The organism is Variovorax boronicumulans, from assembly GCF_019352895.1.
Taxonomy (GTDB): domain Bacteria; phylum Pseudomonadota; class Gammaproteobacteria; order Burkholderiales; family Burkholderiaceae_C; genus Variovorax; species Variovorax boronicumulans_A.
The window spans coordinates 286501-303114 of sequence record NZ_JAAAFX010000004.1 but is presented as its reverse complement, the minus strand read 5'-3'; the positions used below and the strand labels follow the sequence as shown (position 1 = coordinate 303114).

Sequence of the window (16614 nt, the reverse complement as noted above, 5' to 3'; positions counted from 1 at the left end):
CAATCGCTATGAATTTTCCGCGTTAACCCGCTGCGGCCACGGGGGCGGTGCGCGCGACCATCGCGCATCGCCGGGCGTGAGAACATGCCCGGCTGTCACCCGGGACCTTCTCCATGAACACCTCTGCCATGCCGCGCCCCGCCTCGGGCGCCGGCGCCTCCCTCGCCGCGGACGCGGTCTACCGAAAAGTCAGCTGGCGGCTGATCCCGCTGCTCTTTGTCTGCTACATCGTCGCCTACCTGGACCGCGTCAACGTCGGCTTCGCCAAGCTGCAGATGCAGGACGCGCTGCAGTTCAGCGAGGCCGTCTACGGCCTGGGCGCGGGCATCTTCTTCGTCGGCTACTTCCTGTTCGAGGTGCCGAGCAACGTGATCCTGCACAAGGTCGGCGCCAAGCGCTGGATCGCGCGGATCATGGTGACCTGGGGCCTGCTGTCGGCCGGCACGATGTTCGTGAACTCGCCGATGTCCTTCTACCTGGTCCGCTTCTTCCTGGGCGCGGCCGAAGCCGGCTTCTTCCCCGGGATCATCCTGTACCTCACCTACTGGTTCCCGGCCGCGCGCCGCGGCAAGGCGACCTCGCTGTTCCTCGCCGCCATTCCCTTCGCCGGCATCCTGGGCGGCCCGTTCTCGGGCTGGATCCTGCAGAGCATGGCCGGCGTCAACGGCTGGCAGGGCTGGCAGTGGCTGTTCCTGCTGCAGGGCCTGCCGACGGTGGCGATGGGCTTCCTGGTCTGGCGCTACCTCGACGACCGCGTGAAGGACGCACGCTGGCTCGAACCGGCCGAGCGCGAACTGATCGCGCGCGACATCGCGGCCGACGGCAGCGGCAAGTCCGAGGCCAAGGTGCTCAGCGTGCTGACCAACGGCCGCGTGTGGCTGCTGGCGCTGGTGTACTTCACCTTCACGGCCGGGCTCTACGGCATCTCCTTCTGGCTGCCCAGCATCATCAAGTCGATCGGCGTGAAGAGCGCGCTCGACATCGGCCTCTTGAGCGCGATCCCCTGGTCCTTCGGCGTGGTCGCGATGTACCTGGTGGCGCGCAGCGCCGACGGCCGGCTCGAGCACCGCTGGCACTCGGCCGTGGCCGCGGTGGTCGGTGCGCTGGGCCTGGTGCTGAGCGTGGCCATGCACGGCAACGCGGTCTGGGCCATGGTCGGCCTGACCATCGCGACCATGGGCATCATGGCCACGCTGCCGGTGTTCTGGGGCCTGCCGACCAGCTTCCTGGGTGGCGCGGCCGCGGCGGCCGGCATCGCCTTCATCAATTCCTTCGGCAACCTCTCGGGCTTTGCCGCGCCCTTCATGATCGGCGTGATCAAGGACATCACGAAGAGCACCGATTCGGGCCTGCACATGCTGGCCGGCCTGCTGGTGCTCGGGGCCGTGCTGGTGCTGGTGCTGGCCAAGCCCGCGGCGGCCGCTGAGCGACGGTCCGCCTCCACTTCTTGACAGGAACCCCATGTCCACCGATGTGAACACCCCGGCGGGCGCGCCGCTGCATGCACCGCGCCGCTCGCCTTCTCCCGCGCTGATGGCGCAACTGCAGGCGCATTTCGGCGCGCGCTGCTCCACCGGCGCTTCGGTGCTGCTGCAGCACGGCAGCGACGAGTCGGCCTACCTGCCGGTGCCGCCCGACGCGGTGGTCTATGTGCAGAACACCGAGGAGGCCGCCTTCGTGGTGCGCGCCTGCGCGGCCGAACGCGTGCCGCTGATCGCCTTCGGCGTCGGCTCCTCGATCGAGGGCCACCTGCTGGCGGTCGAGGGCGGCGTCTGCATCGACTTCTCGCAGATGAACCAGGTGCTCGCGATCCGCACCGAGGACCTCAACGTCACGGTGCAGGCCGGCGTCACGCGCAACCAGCTCAATGCGGCACTGGCCGGCACCGGCTTCTTCTTCTCGGTCGACCCTGGTGCCGACGCCACGGTGGGCGGCATGGTCGCGACCGCGGCCTCGGGCACCAACACCGTCCGCTACGGCACCATGCGCGACAACCTCGTCAACCTCACCGTGGTCACGGCCGAGGGCGAGATCGTGCGCACCGCCACCCAGGCGCGCAAGAGCTCGGCCGGCTACAACCTGACCCAGCTCTTCTGCGGCTCCGAGGGCACGCTGGGCCTGATCACCGAGGCGACGGTGCGCGTGCATCCGCACCCCGAGGTGGTGGCCGCGGCGGTGGTGCATTTCCCCACGGTGCGCGATGCGGTCGATTGCGTGATCGAAGCGATCCAGCTGGGCGTGCCGCTGGCGCGCGCCGAGATGCTGGACGCGCTGACGATTCGCGCGGTGAACGCGCACAGCCGCACCGCGCTGGGCGAGCACCCCACCTTGTTCCTCGAGTTCGGCGGCAGCCAGGCGCAGATCGACGAGCAGGCGGCCATCGTGCGCGAGCTCGCGGCCGGCCATGGCGGCGGTGAATTCCAGTGGGCCACGCTGCAGGAAGAGCGCTCGCGGCTCTGGACGCCGCGCCACCACGCCTATTTCGCCTCGCTGCAACTGCGCCCGGGCTGCCGCAGCATGACCACCGACGCCTGCGTGCCGCTGTCGGCGCTGGCCGCCTGCATCGGCGAGACACAGGAAGACATTGGCGCGCACGGCCTGCTGGCGCCGGTGTTCGGCCATGTGGGTGACGGCAACTTCCATTGCCTGGTGCTCTTCGATCCGCAGAAGCCCGACGAGGTCGCGGCCGCCGAGGCCTTCAGCCACCGGCTGGTGCAGCGCGCGCTGCGCCACGGCGGCACCTCGACCGGCGAGCACGGCGTGGGCCTGCACAAGATGCCCTACCTGGTCGAGGAGCATGGGGTGCACACCGTGGCGCTGATGCGCGCGGTCAAGCGGGCCTTCGATCCGCACAACATCTTCAATCCGGGCAAGGTGGTGTCTTTCGACACCGACTGACACCGCGTGCCGCGCAGGCCCGACGACAATGGCCGCCGGAGGCCCCCGCGTTGGAACTGCGTCAATTCAAGTATTTCCTGTCGATCGCCGACAGCGGCAGCCTGTCGCGCGCGGCGCTGCAGCTGCATGTGGCGCAGTCGGCGCTGAGCCGGCAGCTGTCGGAGCTCGAAGCCGAGCTCGGCACCCAGCTGCTGCTGCGCAGCCGCAACGGCGTGGTGCTCACCGACAGCGGCAAGGTGTTCTACGAGTACGCCCAGGGCATCACCAAGCAGATCGAGGACGCGCGGGCCGCCGTGCATTGCGCGGCCGATGCGGTGGTGGGCTCGGTGGTGGCCGCCTTGCCGCAGAGCGTGGCCGCCACGCTCGCGCTGCCGCTGCTGCGGGCCGCGGCGAAGCGCTATCCCAACATCGTGTTCCACCTCAATGAAGAGCTGACCGGCAACATGGCCGACCAGATGCTGCGCGGCCGGGTCGACGTGGCGGTCTTCACGCCCGGCATGCTGCCGCAGGACATCGCTTTCACGCCGCTGGTGGACGAGGCCTTCGTGCTGATCCATTCGGCGCAGGACGAGGGCGCGCCGCCGCCCGGCGACGTGACGGTGGCGCAAGCCATCGCGCGGCCGCTGGTGCTGCCCAGCAACCACCACGGCCACTGCACGCGCTGGATCGTCGATGCCGCGCTCGAGGCCGGCGCATACCGCGCCCAGCGCATCGCCGCCGAGATCAATTCGGTCTACGTGCTCAAGAGCGCGGTCGAGGCGGGCATCGGGCCGACCATCATGCCGCTGGGCCTGGCGCAGCGCGAGGTCGAGGACGGCCGGCTGGTCGCGCATGCGATCGCCTCCGACGCGATGGTGCGGCGGCTCGGCCTGTGCGTCTCGCGGCACCTGCCGATGACCAACGCCAAGCGCGCGATCTGCCAGCTGATCCGCGACGTGGTGCGCGAACTCTGCGAACAGCAGAAATGGGCCGGCGCGCGCCTCGTCACGGACGTCTGAGGCGCGCGAAAAAGCCGGCCCTCGCTTGCACGCGGGCCGGCTCGGTCTTCAGATCAGGTGAAGATCAGTTGGCGACGGCAGGGCGCTGCTGCTGCGCCTGCACCGGTGCCGAGGTGCGCGTCATCGTCGAGATCACGCGGCTGTTGACCTTGGAGCCGCTCGAGACGTTCTGGTCGGGTGCGCCGGCTTGCTTGACGGCATCGGCATAGACCGCATCGCGGCTGGCCGTCGAGGTGAAGGGCTCGGCACCGCGCGAACCGCGGGCGACGTTCTGGTTCGGCGACGCTGCGGTGCGCTCGGCCTCGGCGGCGACTTCGGCGCGGCTCTTGACCGAGTTGGCGGCGTGCACGCCGTCATAGGTCTCAGCGTGGGCCAGCGAGAAGATCGACAGCGACAGGGTGGCGGCGATGAGCGAAAGCGTTTTCATGAGAGGTCCTTCGAAGTGAGTGGTCCGGTTGTCTGATCCGTGGCCATCGCATCGCGATGCCGTGCTGGCAAGTGTGTTGATTTTTTGTGTCCTAGACAGGGCGACTTCGTGCACGCCGTGTTTCCATCGCACGAACAATCACGTGCCCTCGAAATGGCATGCGGCGAGAATCATGCGCACTCGGCTACGCTCCTTTTCTTCCGACGCTCCTTCTCCGCATGACACCCTCCGACCTCCAGCCCGGCCTCCTGGTCCTCCACGGCAACCGCGCCGAGTTGCTGGGCGATGCGTTGTTCGAGTGGACCCGGCGCCATCCGCTGCAGCCGCTGGAGGAAGAGATCTTCCTGGTGCAGAGCAATGGCGTGGCCGAATGGCTCAAGATGACGCTGGCCGCGCGCAGCGGCGTCTGCGCGGCCGCGAGGGTCGAGCTGCCTGCGCGTTTTCTCTGGCGCAGCTACCGCCAGGTGCTGGGCCGCGACGCCGTGCCGCCGCGTTCGGCGCTCGACAAGCAGGCGCTGACCTGGCGCCTGATGCACCTGCTGCCCGCGCTCGCGCCGCAGCCGGGCTACGAGCCGCTGGCGGGCTTCCTGCGCGACGGCGACATGGGCCGCCGGCTGCAGCTCGCGGGACGGCTGGCCGATCTCTACGACCAGTACCAGGTCTACCGCGGCGACTGGCTCGCGGCCTGGGAGGCCGGCCGCGACGCGCTGCCCGGCCCCCGCGGCGAAACCGCATTGCCGCCCGACCAGCGCTGGCAGGCCGCGCTGTGGCGCGAGCTGCTCGAAGGCCTGAGCGAGGAAGAGCGCTTCGCGGCACGCTCGAACCTGCACCGCCGCTTCATCGCCGCGCTGGATGCGGGCGACATGCCGGCCACGCCGGTGGCGCGCCGCGTGATGCTGTTCGGCATGACGCACGTGCCGATGCAGACGCTGGAGGCGTTGGCGGCGCTGTCCGCGCACAGCCAGGTGCTGATGGCGATTCCCAACCCCAGCCGCTACCACTGGGCCGACATCATCGAAGGCCGCGAACTGCTGCGCATGGAGCGCCGCCGCCAGCCGCTGCGTGGCGAACGCGACCTGGCGCTGGTGCCGCTCGAGCAGATGCATGCGCACGGCCATCCGCTGCTCGCGGCCTGGGGCCGCCAGGGCCGCGACTTCGTGCGCCAGCTCGATGCCTTCGACGACACCGATGCCACGCGCCAGCGCTTCGGCGACAGCAAGATCGACCTGTTCGACGAGGACGAACCCGGGACGCTGCTGCAGCAGGTGCAGGCCCACATCCGCGACCTGCTGCCGCTGGGCGAGCACCCCCATCCGGCGGTCGAGGCGCACGACCGCTCGATCGTCTTCCACATCGCGCACGGCGCGCAGCGCGAGGTCGAGATCCTGCACGACCAGCTGCTGGCGCTGCTCGCGAACCCCCCGGGCGGCACGCCGCTGAACCCGCGCGACATCGTGGTCATGGTGCCCGACGTGGCGGCCTTCGCGCCGGCCATCCGCTCGGTGTTCGGCCAGCACACGCGCGGCGATGCGCGCTTCATTGCCTTCGACATCGCCGACCTGAGCGAGCGCGGCCACAACCCGCTGCTGGTCGCGCTCGAATGGCTGCTGCGCCTGCCGCAGCAGCGCTGCGGCCTGACCGAGATCCGTGACCTGCTGGACGTGCCGGCCGTGGCCGCGCGCTTCGGCCTCGATGCCGACGCGCTGCCGCGCCTGGCGCGCTGGATGGAAGGTGCGGGCATCCGCTGGGGCCTGGACCTCGCGCACCGCCGCGACCTCGGCCTGGCCGAGTGCGGCGAGCAGAACACCTGGCTGTTCGGCCTGCGCCGCATGCTGCTGGGCTATGCCAGCGGCGAGGCGGCCGAGGGTGTGGACGGCAGCTTCCAGGACATCGAGCCCTATGCCGAAGTCGGCGGCCTCGAGGCCACCATCGCGGGCGCGCTGGCCGACCTGGTCGAGGTGCTGGGCGACTGGTGGGTGCAGGCCTCGACCGATGCCACGCCCGCCGGCTGGGCCGAACGTTCGCGCGCCTTGCTCGAGGCGCTGATGGCGCCCACCGACGAGCGCGAGCGGCTGGCCCTGGCCGCCGCGCAGGAGGCGCTGGGCCAGTGGCTCGAGGCCTGCGACCTGGCCGGCTTCGATGCGCCGGTGTCGCTGGCCGTGGCGCGCGAGGCCTGGCTCGAAGGCATCGACGAGCCCGGCCTGAGCCGCCGCTTCCGCGCCGGCGGCGTCACCTTCTGTACCTTGCTGCCGATGCGCGCCGTGCCCTTCGAGGTCGTGTGCCTGCTGGGCATGAACGACGGCGACTACCCGCGCAGCAGCCCGCGCAGCGACTTCGACCTGATGGGCCTGCCCGGCCAGCGGCGCCCCGGCGACCGCTCGCGCCGCGACGACGACCGACAGCTCATGCTGGAAGCGCTGCTGTCGGCGCGCCGCGTGCTCTACCTCAGCTGGACCGGCCGCAGCGTGCGCGACAACAGCGAGCAGCCGCCCTCGGTGCTGGTCTCGCAGCTGCGCGACTACCTGGTCGCGGGCTGGGACAAGCGCGTGGTCGAAGCCCGCACCACCGAGCATCCGCTGCAGCCCTTCAGCCGGCGCTACTTCGAAGGCCGCGAAGGCGATGCGCTGTTCACCCATGCGCGCGAATGGCGCACCGCGCACGAGGCCGCGGCGGAACCGGGCGCACCGGTGCTGCGTCCCGAAGGCGCCGCGGCCAATGGCGAGCGCGCCGTGCCGCTCACGCTCGCGGCGCTGACCAGCTTCCTCAAGAACCCGGTCAAGGACTTCTTCCGTCGCCAGCTCGACGTGGTGTTCCAGGAAGACGAGGCCGCGATGGAGGACCACGAGGCCTTCGCGCTCGACGGCCTCGAACAGTACGGCCTGCTCGACGAGGCGCTGACGGTGCTGCGCGATGTCGACGACGCGGCCGCGCTGTCGCGGCGCGTCGATGCGCAGCTGCAGCGCATCCGCCGCAGCGGCCGCCTGCCGATGGCCGAACTGGGCCGGCGCGCCGGGCGCGCGCTGGCCGAGACGCTGCAGCCGATGCTCGCGCGCTGGCGTGCGCTGCATGCGCTGTACCCGGTCGCGGGCGTGAAGGAGCCGCTGCGCTTCGCGCACGAAGGGCTGCTGCTCGACGACTGGCTCGACGGCCTGCGCCTGTCCTCGCTCGAATCGGGCGAGCCGGTGTGGATGGGCATGCTGCCCACGCGGCTCGCCTCGGAAAAAGGCGTGGTGCGGCCCGACAAGCTCATCGCCCTGTGGGTCAACACCCTCGTCAGCAGCGCCTGCGGTGCGCCGGTGCAGGGCGTGCTGGTGGGGCGCGACGCGACGGTCACGGCCCAGCCGCTGCAGGCCGACTTCGCGATGGCCACGCTGCGCACCCTGCTCGATATCTGGCGCGAAGGCATGGGCCGGCCGCTGCCGCTGGCGCCGCTCACCGCCCTCGAATGGCTGGCCGGCGGCAAGCCCGAGCAGGCCTACGAAGGCGGCATGTTCGTCGGCGGCGAAGTGCAGGAGCCCTGCCTGGCGCGGGTCTACCCCGACCACGAGGCCTTGCGCGCAGGGGGTGAATTCGAAGACCTGGCCGAGGCGCTATTCGCGCCGCTGCGAAGCTGGGCCGAGACGCAGGTCACGGTGGAATTGCATGCGGCCGGCGGGTCGGAAGGAGACCTGTCATGAGCATCGCGCTGAACGCACTCACCTTGCCGCTGTGGGGCAGCCGCCTGATCGAGGCCAGCGCGGGCACGGGCAAGACCTGGACCATCGCCGCGCTGTACCTGCGGCTGGTGCTGGGCCATGGCGGTGAGGACGAAGACGGTGCGCCCACCGCGTTCGCGCGCCCCTTGGTGCCGGCCGAGATCCTGGTGATGACCTTCACCCGCGCTGCCACGCGCGAGCTGTCGGACCGCGTGCGTGCGCGGCTGCTCGAGGCGGCCCGCTGTTTCCGCGGCGAGACCGAGCCCGAGGCGCACGACGTGTTCCTGCGCGATCTCATGGCCGCCTACCCCGAGGGCACAGCCCGCACCGCCGCCGCCTGGCGGCTCGCGATGGCGGCCGAGAGCATGGACGACGCGGCGGTCCACACCATCGACGCCTGGTGCCAGCGCATGCTGCGCGAGCACGCCTTCGACAGCGGCAGCCTGTTCGACGAGGAGCTGGCCGCCAACGAACGCGCGATGTTCGACGAGGCCGCGCAGGACTACTGGCGCCAGCAGTTCTATCCGCTGGCCGGCGACGCGCTCGATGTCGCGCTGGCCGCCTGGGGCAGCGTCGAGGCCCTGGCGAAGGATGCGCGCGCGCTGGCCGAGCAGGCCCTGCCGGCCGATGCGGGGCAGGGCAGCCTGGGCGCGCTGATCGCGACCACGCTGGCCGAGCGGCAGCGCGCGCTGGTCGCGCTCAAGCAGGGCTGGCCCGCGCGCATCGAAGCCATGCGCACCTGGCTCGAAGGCCAGCTGGGCGGCAAGACCAGCGTCTTCAACAAGACCAAGCTGCGCGCCCAGTACTACGAACCCTGGCTGCGCGAGCTGCACGACTGGGCCAGCGGTGCGCGCAGCGACCGCCCGGTGCTCAACAAGGGCGAGTTCCGGCTCACGCCCGCGGGCCTGGACGACGCCTGCAAGGGCGATGCGCCGCCTGCCTGGCCGGCCGAGTTTGGCGCCTTCGCGCAGCTGGTGGCGGCGCTCGATGCGCTGCCACCCCTCGCGCCGCGCCTGCGGCTGCACGCGGCCGCGCAGATCGCGCAGCGCATGGCCGAGCTCAAGAAGCAGGCCGGCAGCTTCGGTTTCGCCGACATGCTCGAGCGGCTCGATGCCGCGCTCGACCCGGCGCGCAACGGCGAGGCCGCGCTGCGCCTGCGCGAACGCATGCTGGCGCAGTACCCGGTGGCGCTGATCGACGAGTTCCAGGACACCTCGCCGGTGCAGTCGCGCATCTTCGACCGGCTCTACCGCATCGCCGACAACGCGCCGGCCACCGGCCTGCTGCTGATCGGCGACCCCAAGCAGTCGATCTACGGCTTCCGCGGCGCCGACATCCATGCCTACCTGATGGCACGCCGCGCGACCGAGGGCCGGCACTACGTGCTGGGCACCAACCACCGCTCGACCGCCTCGGTGGTCGCGGCCGTGAACCACCTGCTGGCGCAGCCCGAGGCGCGCGAAGGCGAGGGCGCCTTCATGTACCGCAGCGCGGGCGACAACCCGCTGCCCTTCGAGGCCGTCGGCGCGCGCGGGCGCGGCGAAGCCTTCGTCAGCGCGGACGGCGCCGAGCCGGCCGTGACCCTTGCGCTCGATGCCGAACTGCTCAACGCCGAGGGCAGCCGGCGCCGCTTCGCCGCGCGCTGCGCCGAGCGCATCGTCACGCTGCTCAACGACGAGGCGGCCGGCTTCGCCGAGCCCGGCAAGCACTTCGTGCGCCTGCGCCCGGCCGACATCGCGGTGCTGGTGCGCACCGGCAAGGAGGCCGCGGCCGTGCAGCGTGAACTGCGCCGCCGCCGCGTGGCTTCGGTCTACCTGTCGGACAAGGATTCGGTGTTCGCCAGCGGCGAAGCCCACGACCTGCTGCACTGGCTCAAGGCCGTGGCGGCGCCGCTCGACGTGCGGCTGGCGCGTGCCGCGCTGGCGACGCGCACCGTGGGCCTGTCGATCGACGAGCTGCGCGTGCTCGCGCGCGACGACGAGGCCTTCGATGCGCGCAGCGAGCAGCTGCGCGAACTGCACGGCGTGTGGCAGCAGCAGGGCGTGCTCACCATGCTGCGCCGCACCTTGCACCGGCTCGACCTGCCCGCGCGCTGGCTGGCCGCGCCCGACGGCGAGCGTCGGCTCACCAACTTCCTGCACCTGGCCGAACTGCTGCAGGCCGCGAGCGGCATGCTCGACGGCGAGCAGGCGCTGGTGCGCTGGTTGGGTGACCAGCTGCGTGGCGAATCGGCCGGCGGCGACGAGCAGGTGGTGCGGCTCGAAAGCGATGCCGACCTGGTCAAGGTCGTGACCGTCCACAAGTCCAAGGGCCTCGAGTACCCGCTGGTGTTCCTGCCCTTCGCCAGCGGCTTCCGCGGCGTGAAGAAGGCCGGCACCTCGCACCTGAGCCTGGCCGATGCGCAGGGCGAGCGCACGCTGCACCTGCACCTGAGCGACGCCCATGTGGCCGAGGCCGACAAGGAGCGGCACCGCGAAGACCTGCGCCTGCTGTACGTGGCGCTCACGCGCGCGCGGCACGCGGTCTGGGTCGGGCTTGCCGCGCTCAAGGAGGGCAGCGCCAACGCGCCGACCCTGCACCGCAGCGCGATCGGCTATGTGCTCAACGGCACCGAGGCGGTGCTGCCCGAGCAGCTGCAGGCGCGCATCGTAGAAGCGGTGCAGGGCTGCGCCGACATCGCGCTGGTGCCGGCCGCCGAGATGGCCGGCCTCGCGGCCACGCCGCTGCAGCCGCGCGGCGCGCCGCCCGCGCTGCGCGACGTCGCGGTCTACGACGCGCGCTTCGACCGGCGCTGGTCCATCGGCAGTTTCTCGGCGCTGGTGCGCACGCTGCCTTCGATGCCGGGCGTGCTGGCGTCCAGTGTGGCGGCGGTGCGCAACGACGAAGCGAGCGACGAGGCGCCCGAGCCGATCACGCCGGCATCCGTTGCACCGAGCGATGCCCCCTGGCACCGTTTCCCGCGCGGCGCCTTCGCGGGCAACTTCCTGCACGACCAGCTCGAATGGCTGGCCGGCGAGGGCTTCGACCTCGCGGCCTCGGAAGAACGCCAGCAGCAGCTGCTGCGCCGCTGCGAACGCCAGGGCTGGGGCGAGCGCGCGCCCGAGGTGCTGGCCTGGCTGCTGCAGGTGCTGCAGACGCCGCTGCCGCCGATCGGCACCGCGCTCCAGGGGCTGCAGGCCACGCTGCCCGAAATGGAATTCTGGCTGCCCACCCGAAGCCTCGATGCGCTGCAGATCGATGCGCTGTGCAGTGCGCACCTGCTGGCCGGCCGTGCACGGCCGCCGCTGCCCGAGCGCGAACTGCACGGCATGCTGATGGGCTTTGCCGACATCGTGTTCGCGCACCAGGGCCGCTACTGGGTGCTCGACCACAAGTCCAACCACCTGGGCGACGCCGATGCCGACTACACGCCCGACGCGCTCGAGGCCGCGATGGCCGCGCACCGCTACGACGTGCAGGCCGGCATCTACCTGCTGGCCCTGCACCGCCTGCTGCGCGAGCGGCTGGGCGAGGCCTACGACCCCGCGCAGCACCTGGGCGGCGCGGTCTTCCTGTTCCTGCGCGGCGTGGCCGGACCGGCCCGCGGCTGCTACCACGTGCAGCCGCCGCTGGCGTTGCTCGACGGGCTCGACCAGCTGCTGGGCACGGCGCAGGAGGCCGACGCATGACCATCGCATCGACGGAATCGACACCCATGCTGCTCGACACGCTGCGACGCTGGGCCGCCCAGGGCTGGCTGCGCCGGCTCGACAGCGCCTTCGCCGCCTTCCTGGGCGAGCTGCAATCCGCCACCCCGCCCGAGGTGCTGATGGCCGGCGCGCTGGTCGCGCACATGGAAGGCCGCGGCCATGCCTGCCTGCTGCTCGACGAACTGCGCGACGACCCGGCCGCGCTGCTCAACTGGCCGGCCGAGGCGATGGCCGAACTGCAGGCCGCGCTGGCGACCCTGCCGCCGGTGGCGCAGTGGGCCGAGGCCTTGCGCGCCAGCCCGCTGGTCGCGCACGGCGACGACGCGGCGGCGGCCGGCCGCGGCGAGCCGCTGGTGCTGCAGGCCGGCAAGCTCTACCTGCGCCGCTACTGGGCCTACGAGCAGCGCGTCGCGGCCCAGGTGCTCGCGCGCGGGGCGGTGCCGCGCAAGGTCGACGAAGCGGCCTTGCGCGCGCAGCTCGACCTGCTGTTCGCACCGCCGGCCGACGGCGTGCTGGACTGGCAGAAGATCGCCTGCGGCATCGCGCTGCGCGGCCGGCTGTCGATCATCACGGGCGGCCCGGGTACCGGCAAGACCTACACCGCGGCGCGCCTGCTGGCACTGCTGTTCGCGATGGACCGTTCGCCCGAACGCCTGCGCGTGATGCTGGCCGCGCCCACGGGCAAGGCGGCCGCGCGGCTCAAGCAGTCGATCGACGGCGCATTGAACGAATTGAGCGAGCAGGTGGGTGACCGCCTGCCGTTGAACGAACTGGCCTCGCACATCCAGCCCGCGCGCACGTTGCATTCGCTGCTGGGCGCGCGGCCCGACACCCGGCGCTTCCGCTTCGATGCGGCGCGCCCGCTCGAGGTCGACGTGCTGATCGTCGACGAGGCCTCGATGATCCACCTGGAGATGATGGCCGCGCTGCTGGAGGCCTTGCCGCCGCAGGCGCGTGTGATCTTCCTGGGCGACAAGGACCAGTTGGCCTCGGTCGAAGCGGGCGCGGTGCTGGGCGACCTGTGCCGCACGGCCGAGGAAGGCCGCTACAGCGCGCGCACGCTGGCCTTCATCGAGACCGTGACCGGGCAGCGCGTGCCCGACCGCTTCGCGGGCGCAGGCTCGCCGCTGGCGCAGCAGACCGTGATGCTGCGCGAGAGCCGGCGCTTCGGCGGGCCCATCGGCCAGCTGGCGCTGGCGGCCAACCGCGGCGACGTGAAGGCGTCCACGCAGTTGCTGCATGCCAAGGCCAGGGGCGAGCTGGTCTGGCTCGATGCGCCCTCGACCGCGGTGGTCGTGCAGCTTGCGTTGCAAGGCCGCGCCGATGCGCCGGGTGGCTTCGGTGGCTATCTGGAGGCGCTGCGCCAGCGCCCCACGGCGCCGGATGCAGAGGCGCACAAGGCCTGGGTGCTGTCGGTGCTTCACGCCTTCGAGCGCTTCCGCCTGCTGTGTGCGGTGCGCCAGGGCGACTGGGGCTCGGAAGGGCTCAACCTGGCGATCGAGCGCGCGCTGGTGTCGGCGGGCCTGCTGGCCAAGCGCGGCGCCTGGTACGAAGGGCGGCCGGTGATGGTCACCCGCAACGACGCGGGCGTGGGCGTGTTCAACGGCGACATCGGCATCGCGCTGCCGCCGGCCACACCGGGTGCCCCGCTGCGCGCCTATTTCCTCGACGGCGCCGAGGCGCGCTCGGTCGGCGTGAGCCGGCTGGCCGCGGTCGAGACCGCCTTCGCCATGACCGTGCACAAGTCGCAGGGCTCGGAGTTCGAGCACACGGTGCTGGTGCTGCCGCGCGACCCGAGCCGCGTGCTCACGCGCGAGCTGGTCTACACCGGCATCACGCGCGCACGCCAGGCCTTCACGCTGGTCACGCCGCGCGCGCAGGCCTTCGGCGAGGCGCTGGCGCAGCGCACGCGGCGCGCCAGCGGCTTGCTCGAACGGCTCGAGAGCGAGGGCGTCTAGCGATTCGCGGTTCTCAACGAAAAGAGCCGGACGACGGCTCCTCCCCCTCGGCCGGGCGCCCCCATGAATGACGATGCGGGGCGCGGCAGCCTTCTCTTTGTCCGATGCAGATCCAGTTTCCGGTCTGCTGCGTATGTCCCCCGTGAACTCTGCACTCTCTCCCGAATTCCTCCCTTCCCAATACAAGCTGTGGGCCGTCGCCGCCTCGGTGCTGATCGCGATGCTCGCGTCCTATGTGGCGCTCGATCTCGCGCGGCGCGTGCGGCAGTCGGACGGCCGCATCCACGGCCTCTGGTGGGTCGCCGGTTCCTTCACGCTGGGCACTGGCATCTGGTCGATGCACTTCGTCGGGATGCTGGGCTTCTCGCTGCCGATCGATCTGGGCTTCACCGTGGGCGCCACGCTGGCGTCCTGGATCGCCGCGGTGGGCGCCTCCAGCATCGCGCTGTGGGTGGCCAGCCAGGGGCAGTACGGCCTTCCGCGACTGATCGCGGCGTCCGTCGCCATGGGCGCGGGCATCTGCGGCATGCACTACATCGGCATGGCCGCGCTCGACATGGCGCCGGGCATCGACTGGCATGCGCCGACGGTCGCCTTGTCGGCCGCCATCGCGATCGGTGCGTCAGCGGTCTCGCTGCTGATCTTCAAGCACCTCGGCAATGCCGCGCCCGAACGGCGGGTGCCGCTGCAGCTGCTGGCTGCGCTGGTGATGGGGCTGGCGATCTGCGGCATGCACTACACCGGCATGGCGGCCGCCGCCTTCCCGGCCGGCTCGGTCTGCCTGAGCGCCGACGTGCTGCATGGCAACGGGCTCACCACCGTCGTGGGGCTCGCGACCAGCATCCTGCTGCTGGGCACGCTGTTCACCTCCACCCTGGAAGCGCGCCTGCAGGTGGTGGCGCAGCGCCTGGCGCACTCGCTGCAGGAGGCCAACACCGAGCTCACGCGCGCCAACCACGAACTGCACCAGCGCGCCTTCACCGATGCGCTCACCGGGCTGCCGAACCGGGTGCTGTTCGAGGACCGCCTGCGCCACGCGCTGCTGCGCATGGAGCGCGCCAACCAGATCAAGGTGGAGGAGCGGATCGCGGTGCTGTTCGTCGACCTCGACGGCTTCAAGCCCATCAACGACTCCTTCGGCCACGCGGCGGGCGACCACATCCTGCGTGCCACGGCCGACCGGCTGGTCCGGCTGGTGAAGGACAGCGACACGGTCGCGCGCGTGGGCGGCGACGAGTTCCTGATCCTGCTGGAAGGGGTGCGCGACGACGCCGAATGCGCGCAGGCCGCGAACAAGGTGCTGCGGGCCTTGTCCGAGCCCTTCAGCATCATGGGCAAGCAGCTGCAGATCGCCTGCTCGATCGGCATGGTGCTGCATCCCGACCAGGGCGAGCCGGACAAGCTGGTGTCGAACGCCGACGCGGCCATGTACGCCGCCAAGCGCGCGGGCGGCGGCAACTACGCGATGTTCGAGTCGTCCATGGGCGCCGATGCCTCGGTGCAGCTCGAGCTTCAGAGCGACCTGCGGCAGGCGCTCGTGCTCAAGCAGTTCGAGCTCTACTACCAGCCCAAGATCGACGGCCGCAGCACGCACACCAGCGGCGTGGAAGCGCTGGTGCGCTGGAACCATCCGCAGCGCGGCCTGATCGCGCCGGCGCACTTCATCGGCCTGGCCGAACGCTTCGGCCTGATCGTGCGCCTGGGCGACTGGATCATCGACGAGGCCTGCCGCCAGATCGCCCAGTGGCAGGCGCAGGGCATGACGATGTCGGTGGCGGTGAACCTGTCGGTGATGCAGCTGCGCGAGGCCGACTTCGCCGACCGCGTCGGGCAGGCGCTGGCGCGGCATGGCGTGCCGGCCTCGCTGCTGCTGTGCGAGATCACCGAGTCGCTGGCGATGGAGGACTTCCGCGCCACCGAACGCACGATCGAGGGGCTGGCGCGCATTGGCGTGTTCCTCTCGATCGACGACTTCGGCACCGGCTACTCGAGCCTGAGCCATCTGCGCCAGCTGCCGGCGCGCCAGGTCAAGATCGATCGCAGCTTCGTGCAGGACCTCGAGACCCAGGAGGACGCCCGCGCGGTGGTCGACGCGGTGATCCGCCTGGCCCATGCGCTGGGCCTGGGTGTGGTGGCCGAAGGGGTGGAGACGCAGGCGCAGCGCGATTTGCTGCTGGCCATGGGCTGCGACGAACTCCAGGGCTTCTTCTATGCGAAACCCATGGATGCGCCGGCGCTGCTGGAATGGTTCGATGCGCGGAAGACCGGCGAAGCCGGAGCCTTGAGTGCCGCCGCGGGCCGGCGTCTTCCGGCGGGCCTGCCGCAGGCCTGAGGAGGCCCCACCGGGATGGAGCGTGCCGCGCTGGAGCCGCCAGCGCGTGCGTCCTCGCGATCGCTAGCGCGCCGCGCCGCTGAGGTAGGGCTCGGGATTGACGGCCGTGCCGTTCTTGCGGATCTCGAAGTGCAGCTTCACGCGGTCGGCGTCGCTCTGCCCCATCTCGGCGATCTTCTGGCCCTGGCGCACGATCTGGTTTTCCTTGACCACGATCGCCTGGTTGTGGGCGTAGGCGGACAGGAAGGTCTCGTTGTGCTTGATGATCACCATGTTGCCGTAGCCGCGCAGCTGGCCGCCCACGAACACCACGCGGCCGTCGGCCGCCGCGATCACCGGGTCGCCCGCGTTGCCCGCGATGTCCAGCCCCTTGTTGCGGTTGCCGTCGAAGCGCGCGAGCGTGGCGCCGGGCGCGGGGCGGATGAACGTGGCCTTGGCCTGCGGCGTCGCGGTCGGAGCGGACTTGCCCGGGCCGGGGGTGGGCGTGGTGGTGGTGCAGGCCAGCAGGCCGAAGGCGGCCAGGGCCGCGAGGCCGCCGCGCAGAGCGAAGCGCAGGGAGGGGAGTGAAATGGAACGGGACATGCGTCGATTGGAACGCATTCGCCCCGGAGGGTTCC

9 protein-coding genes are annotated in these 16614 nt (G+C 71.3%); 7 read left to right on the top strand and 2 right to left on the bottom strand.

Translation table 11 applies throughout. The features are described from left to right. Window positions 1-113: 113 nt before the first annotated feature. Genes K0H49_RS03090 through K0H49_RS03080 form a run of 3 tightly spaced genes read left to right on the top strand, consistent with a single transcriptional unit; the run spans window position 114 to window position 3896 of the window. On the top strand, window positions 114-1451 hold the full coding sequence (locus K0H49_RS03090) for an MFS transporter (RefSeq protein WP_219209677.1): 1338 nt from the start codon (window positions 114-116) through the stop codon (window positions 1449-1451). A gap of 10 nt (window positions 1452-1461) precedes the next feature. Further along, entirely contained in the window at window positions 1462-2898 is a 1437-nt protein-coding gene (locus tag K0H49_RS03085; protein WP_219209676.1) for an FAD-binding oxidoreductase, read from the top strand. Between the two features lie 50 nt (window positions 2899-2948). Further along, on the top strand, window positions 2949-3896 hold the full coding sequence (locus K0H49_RS03080; protein ID WP_219209675.1) for a LysR family transcriptional regulator: 948 nt from the start codon (window positions 2949-2951) through the stop codon (window positions 3894-3896). A gap of 64 nt (window positions 3897-3960) precedes the next feature. Here the strand turns inward: K0H49_RS03080 and K0H49_RS03075 are convergent, their stop codons facing one another. Then, window positions 3961-4323 carry a DUF4148 domain-containing protein gene (locus K0H49_RS03075; RefSeq protein ID WP_219209674.1) on the bottom strand — a complete coding sequence of 121 codons (363 nt, stop codon included), beginning with the start codon at window positions 4321-4323 and terminating at the stop codon, window positions 3961-3963. 218 nt (window positions 4324-4541) lie between these two features. On the opposite strand from K0H49_RS03075, the gene recC reads away from it, so the two are divergent. The 4 genes from recC (at window position 4542) to K0H49_RS03055 (ending at window position 15997) form a co-directional block, all read left to right on the top strand. After that, window positions 4542-8000, top strand: a complete 3459-nt coding sequence (gene recC, locus K0H49_RS03070; protein WP_219209673.1) for an exodeoxyribonuclease V subunit gamma — start codon at window positions 4542-4544, stop codon at window positions 7998-8000. Beyond that, window positions 7997-11686 carry an exodeoxyribonuclease V subunit beta gene (gene recB, locus K0H49_RS03065; RefSeq protein ID WP_219209672.1) on the top strand — a complete coding sequence of 1230 codons (3690 nt, stop codon included), beginning with the start codon at window positions 7997-7999 and terminating at the stop codon, window positions 11684-11686. Before recC ends, recB begins: the two co-directional genes overlap by 4 nt. After that, window positions 11683-13665 (top strand): exodeoxyribonuclease V subunit alpha, encoded by a 1983-nt coding sequence (gene recD, locus K0H49_RS03060; protein WP_219209671.1) that lies wholly within the window; start codon window positions 11683-11685, stop codon window positions 13663-13665. Before recB ends, recD begins: the two co-directional genes overlap by 4 nt. A gap of 133 nt (window positions 13666-13798) precedes the next feature. Further along, the gene (locus K0H49_RS03055) at window positions 13799-15997 is read left to right on the top strand and encodes a putative bifunctional diguanylate cyclase/phosphodiesterase (protein WP_219209670.1); all 2199 of its coding nucleotides are present in this window, start codon (window positions 13799-13801) and stop codon (window positions 15995-15997) included. A gap of 63 nt (window positions 15998-16060) precedes the next feature. On the opposite strand, the gene K0H49_RS30475 is transcribed toward K0H49_RS03055, so the two are convergent. Continuing rightward, the gene (locus K0H49_RS30475) at window positions 16061-16579 is read right to left on the bottom strand and encodes a murein hydrolase activator EnvC family protein (protein ID WP_374122299.1); all 519 of its coding nucleotides are present in this window, start codon (window positions 16577-16579) and stop codon (window positions 16061-16063) included. Window positions 16580-16614: the final 35 nt, after the last annotated feature.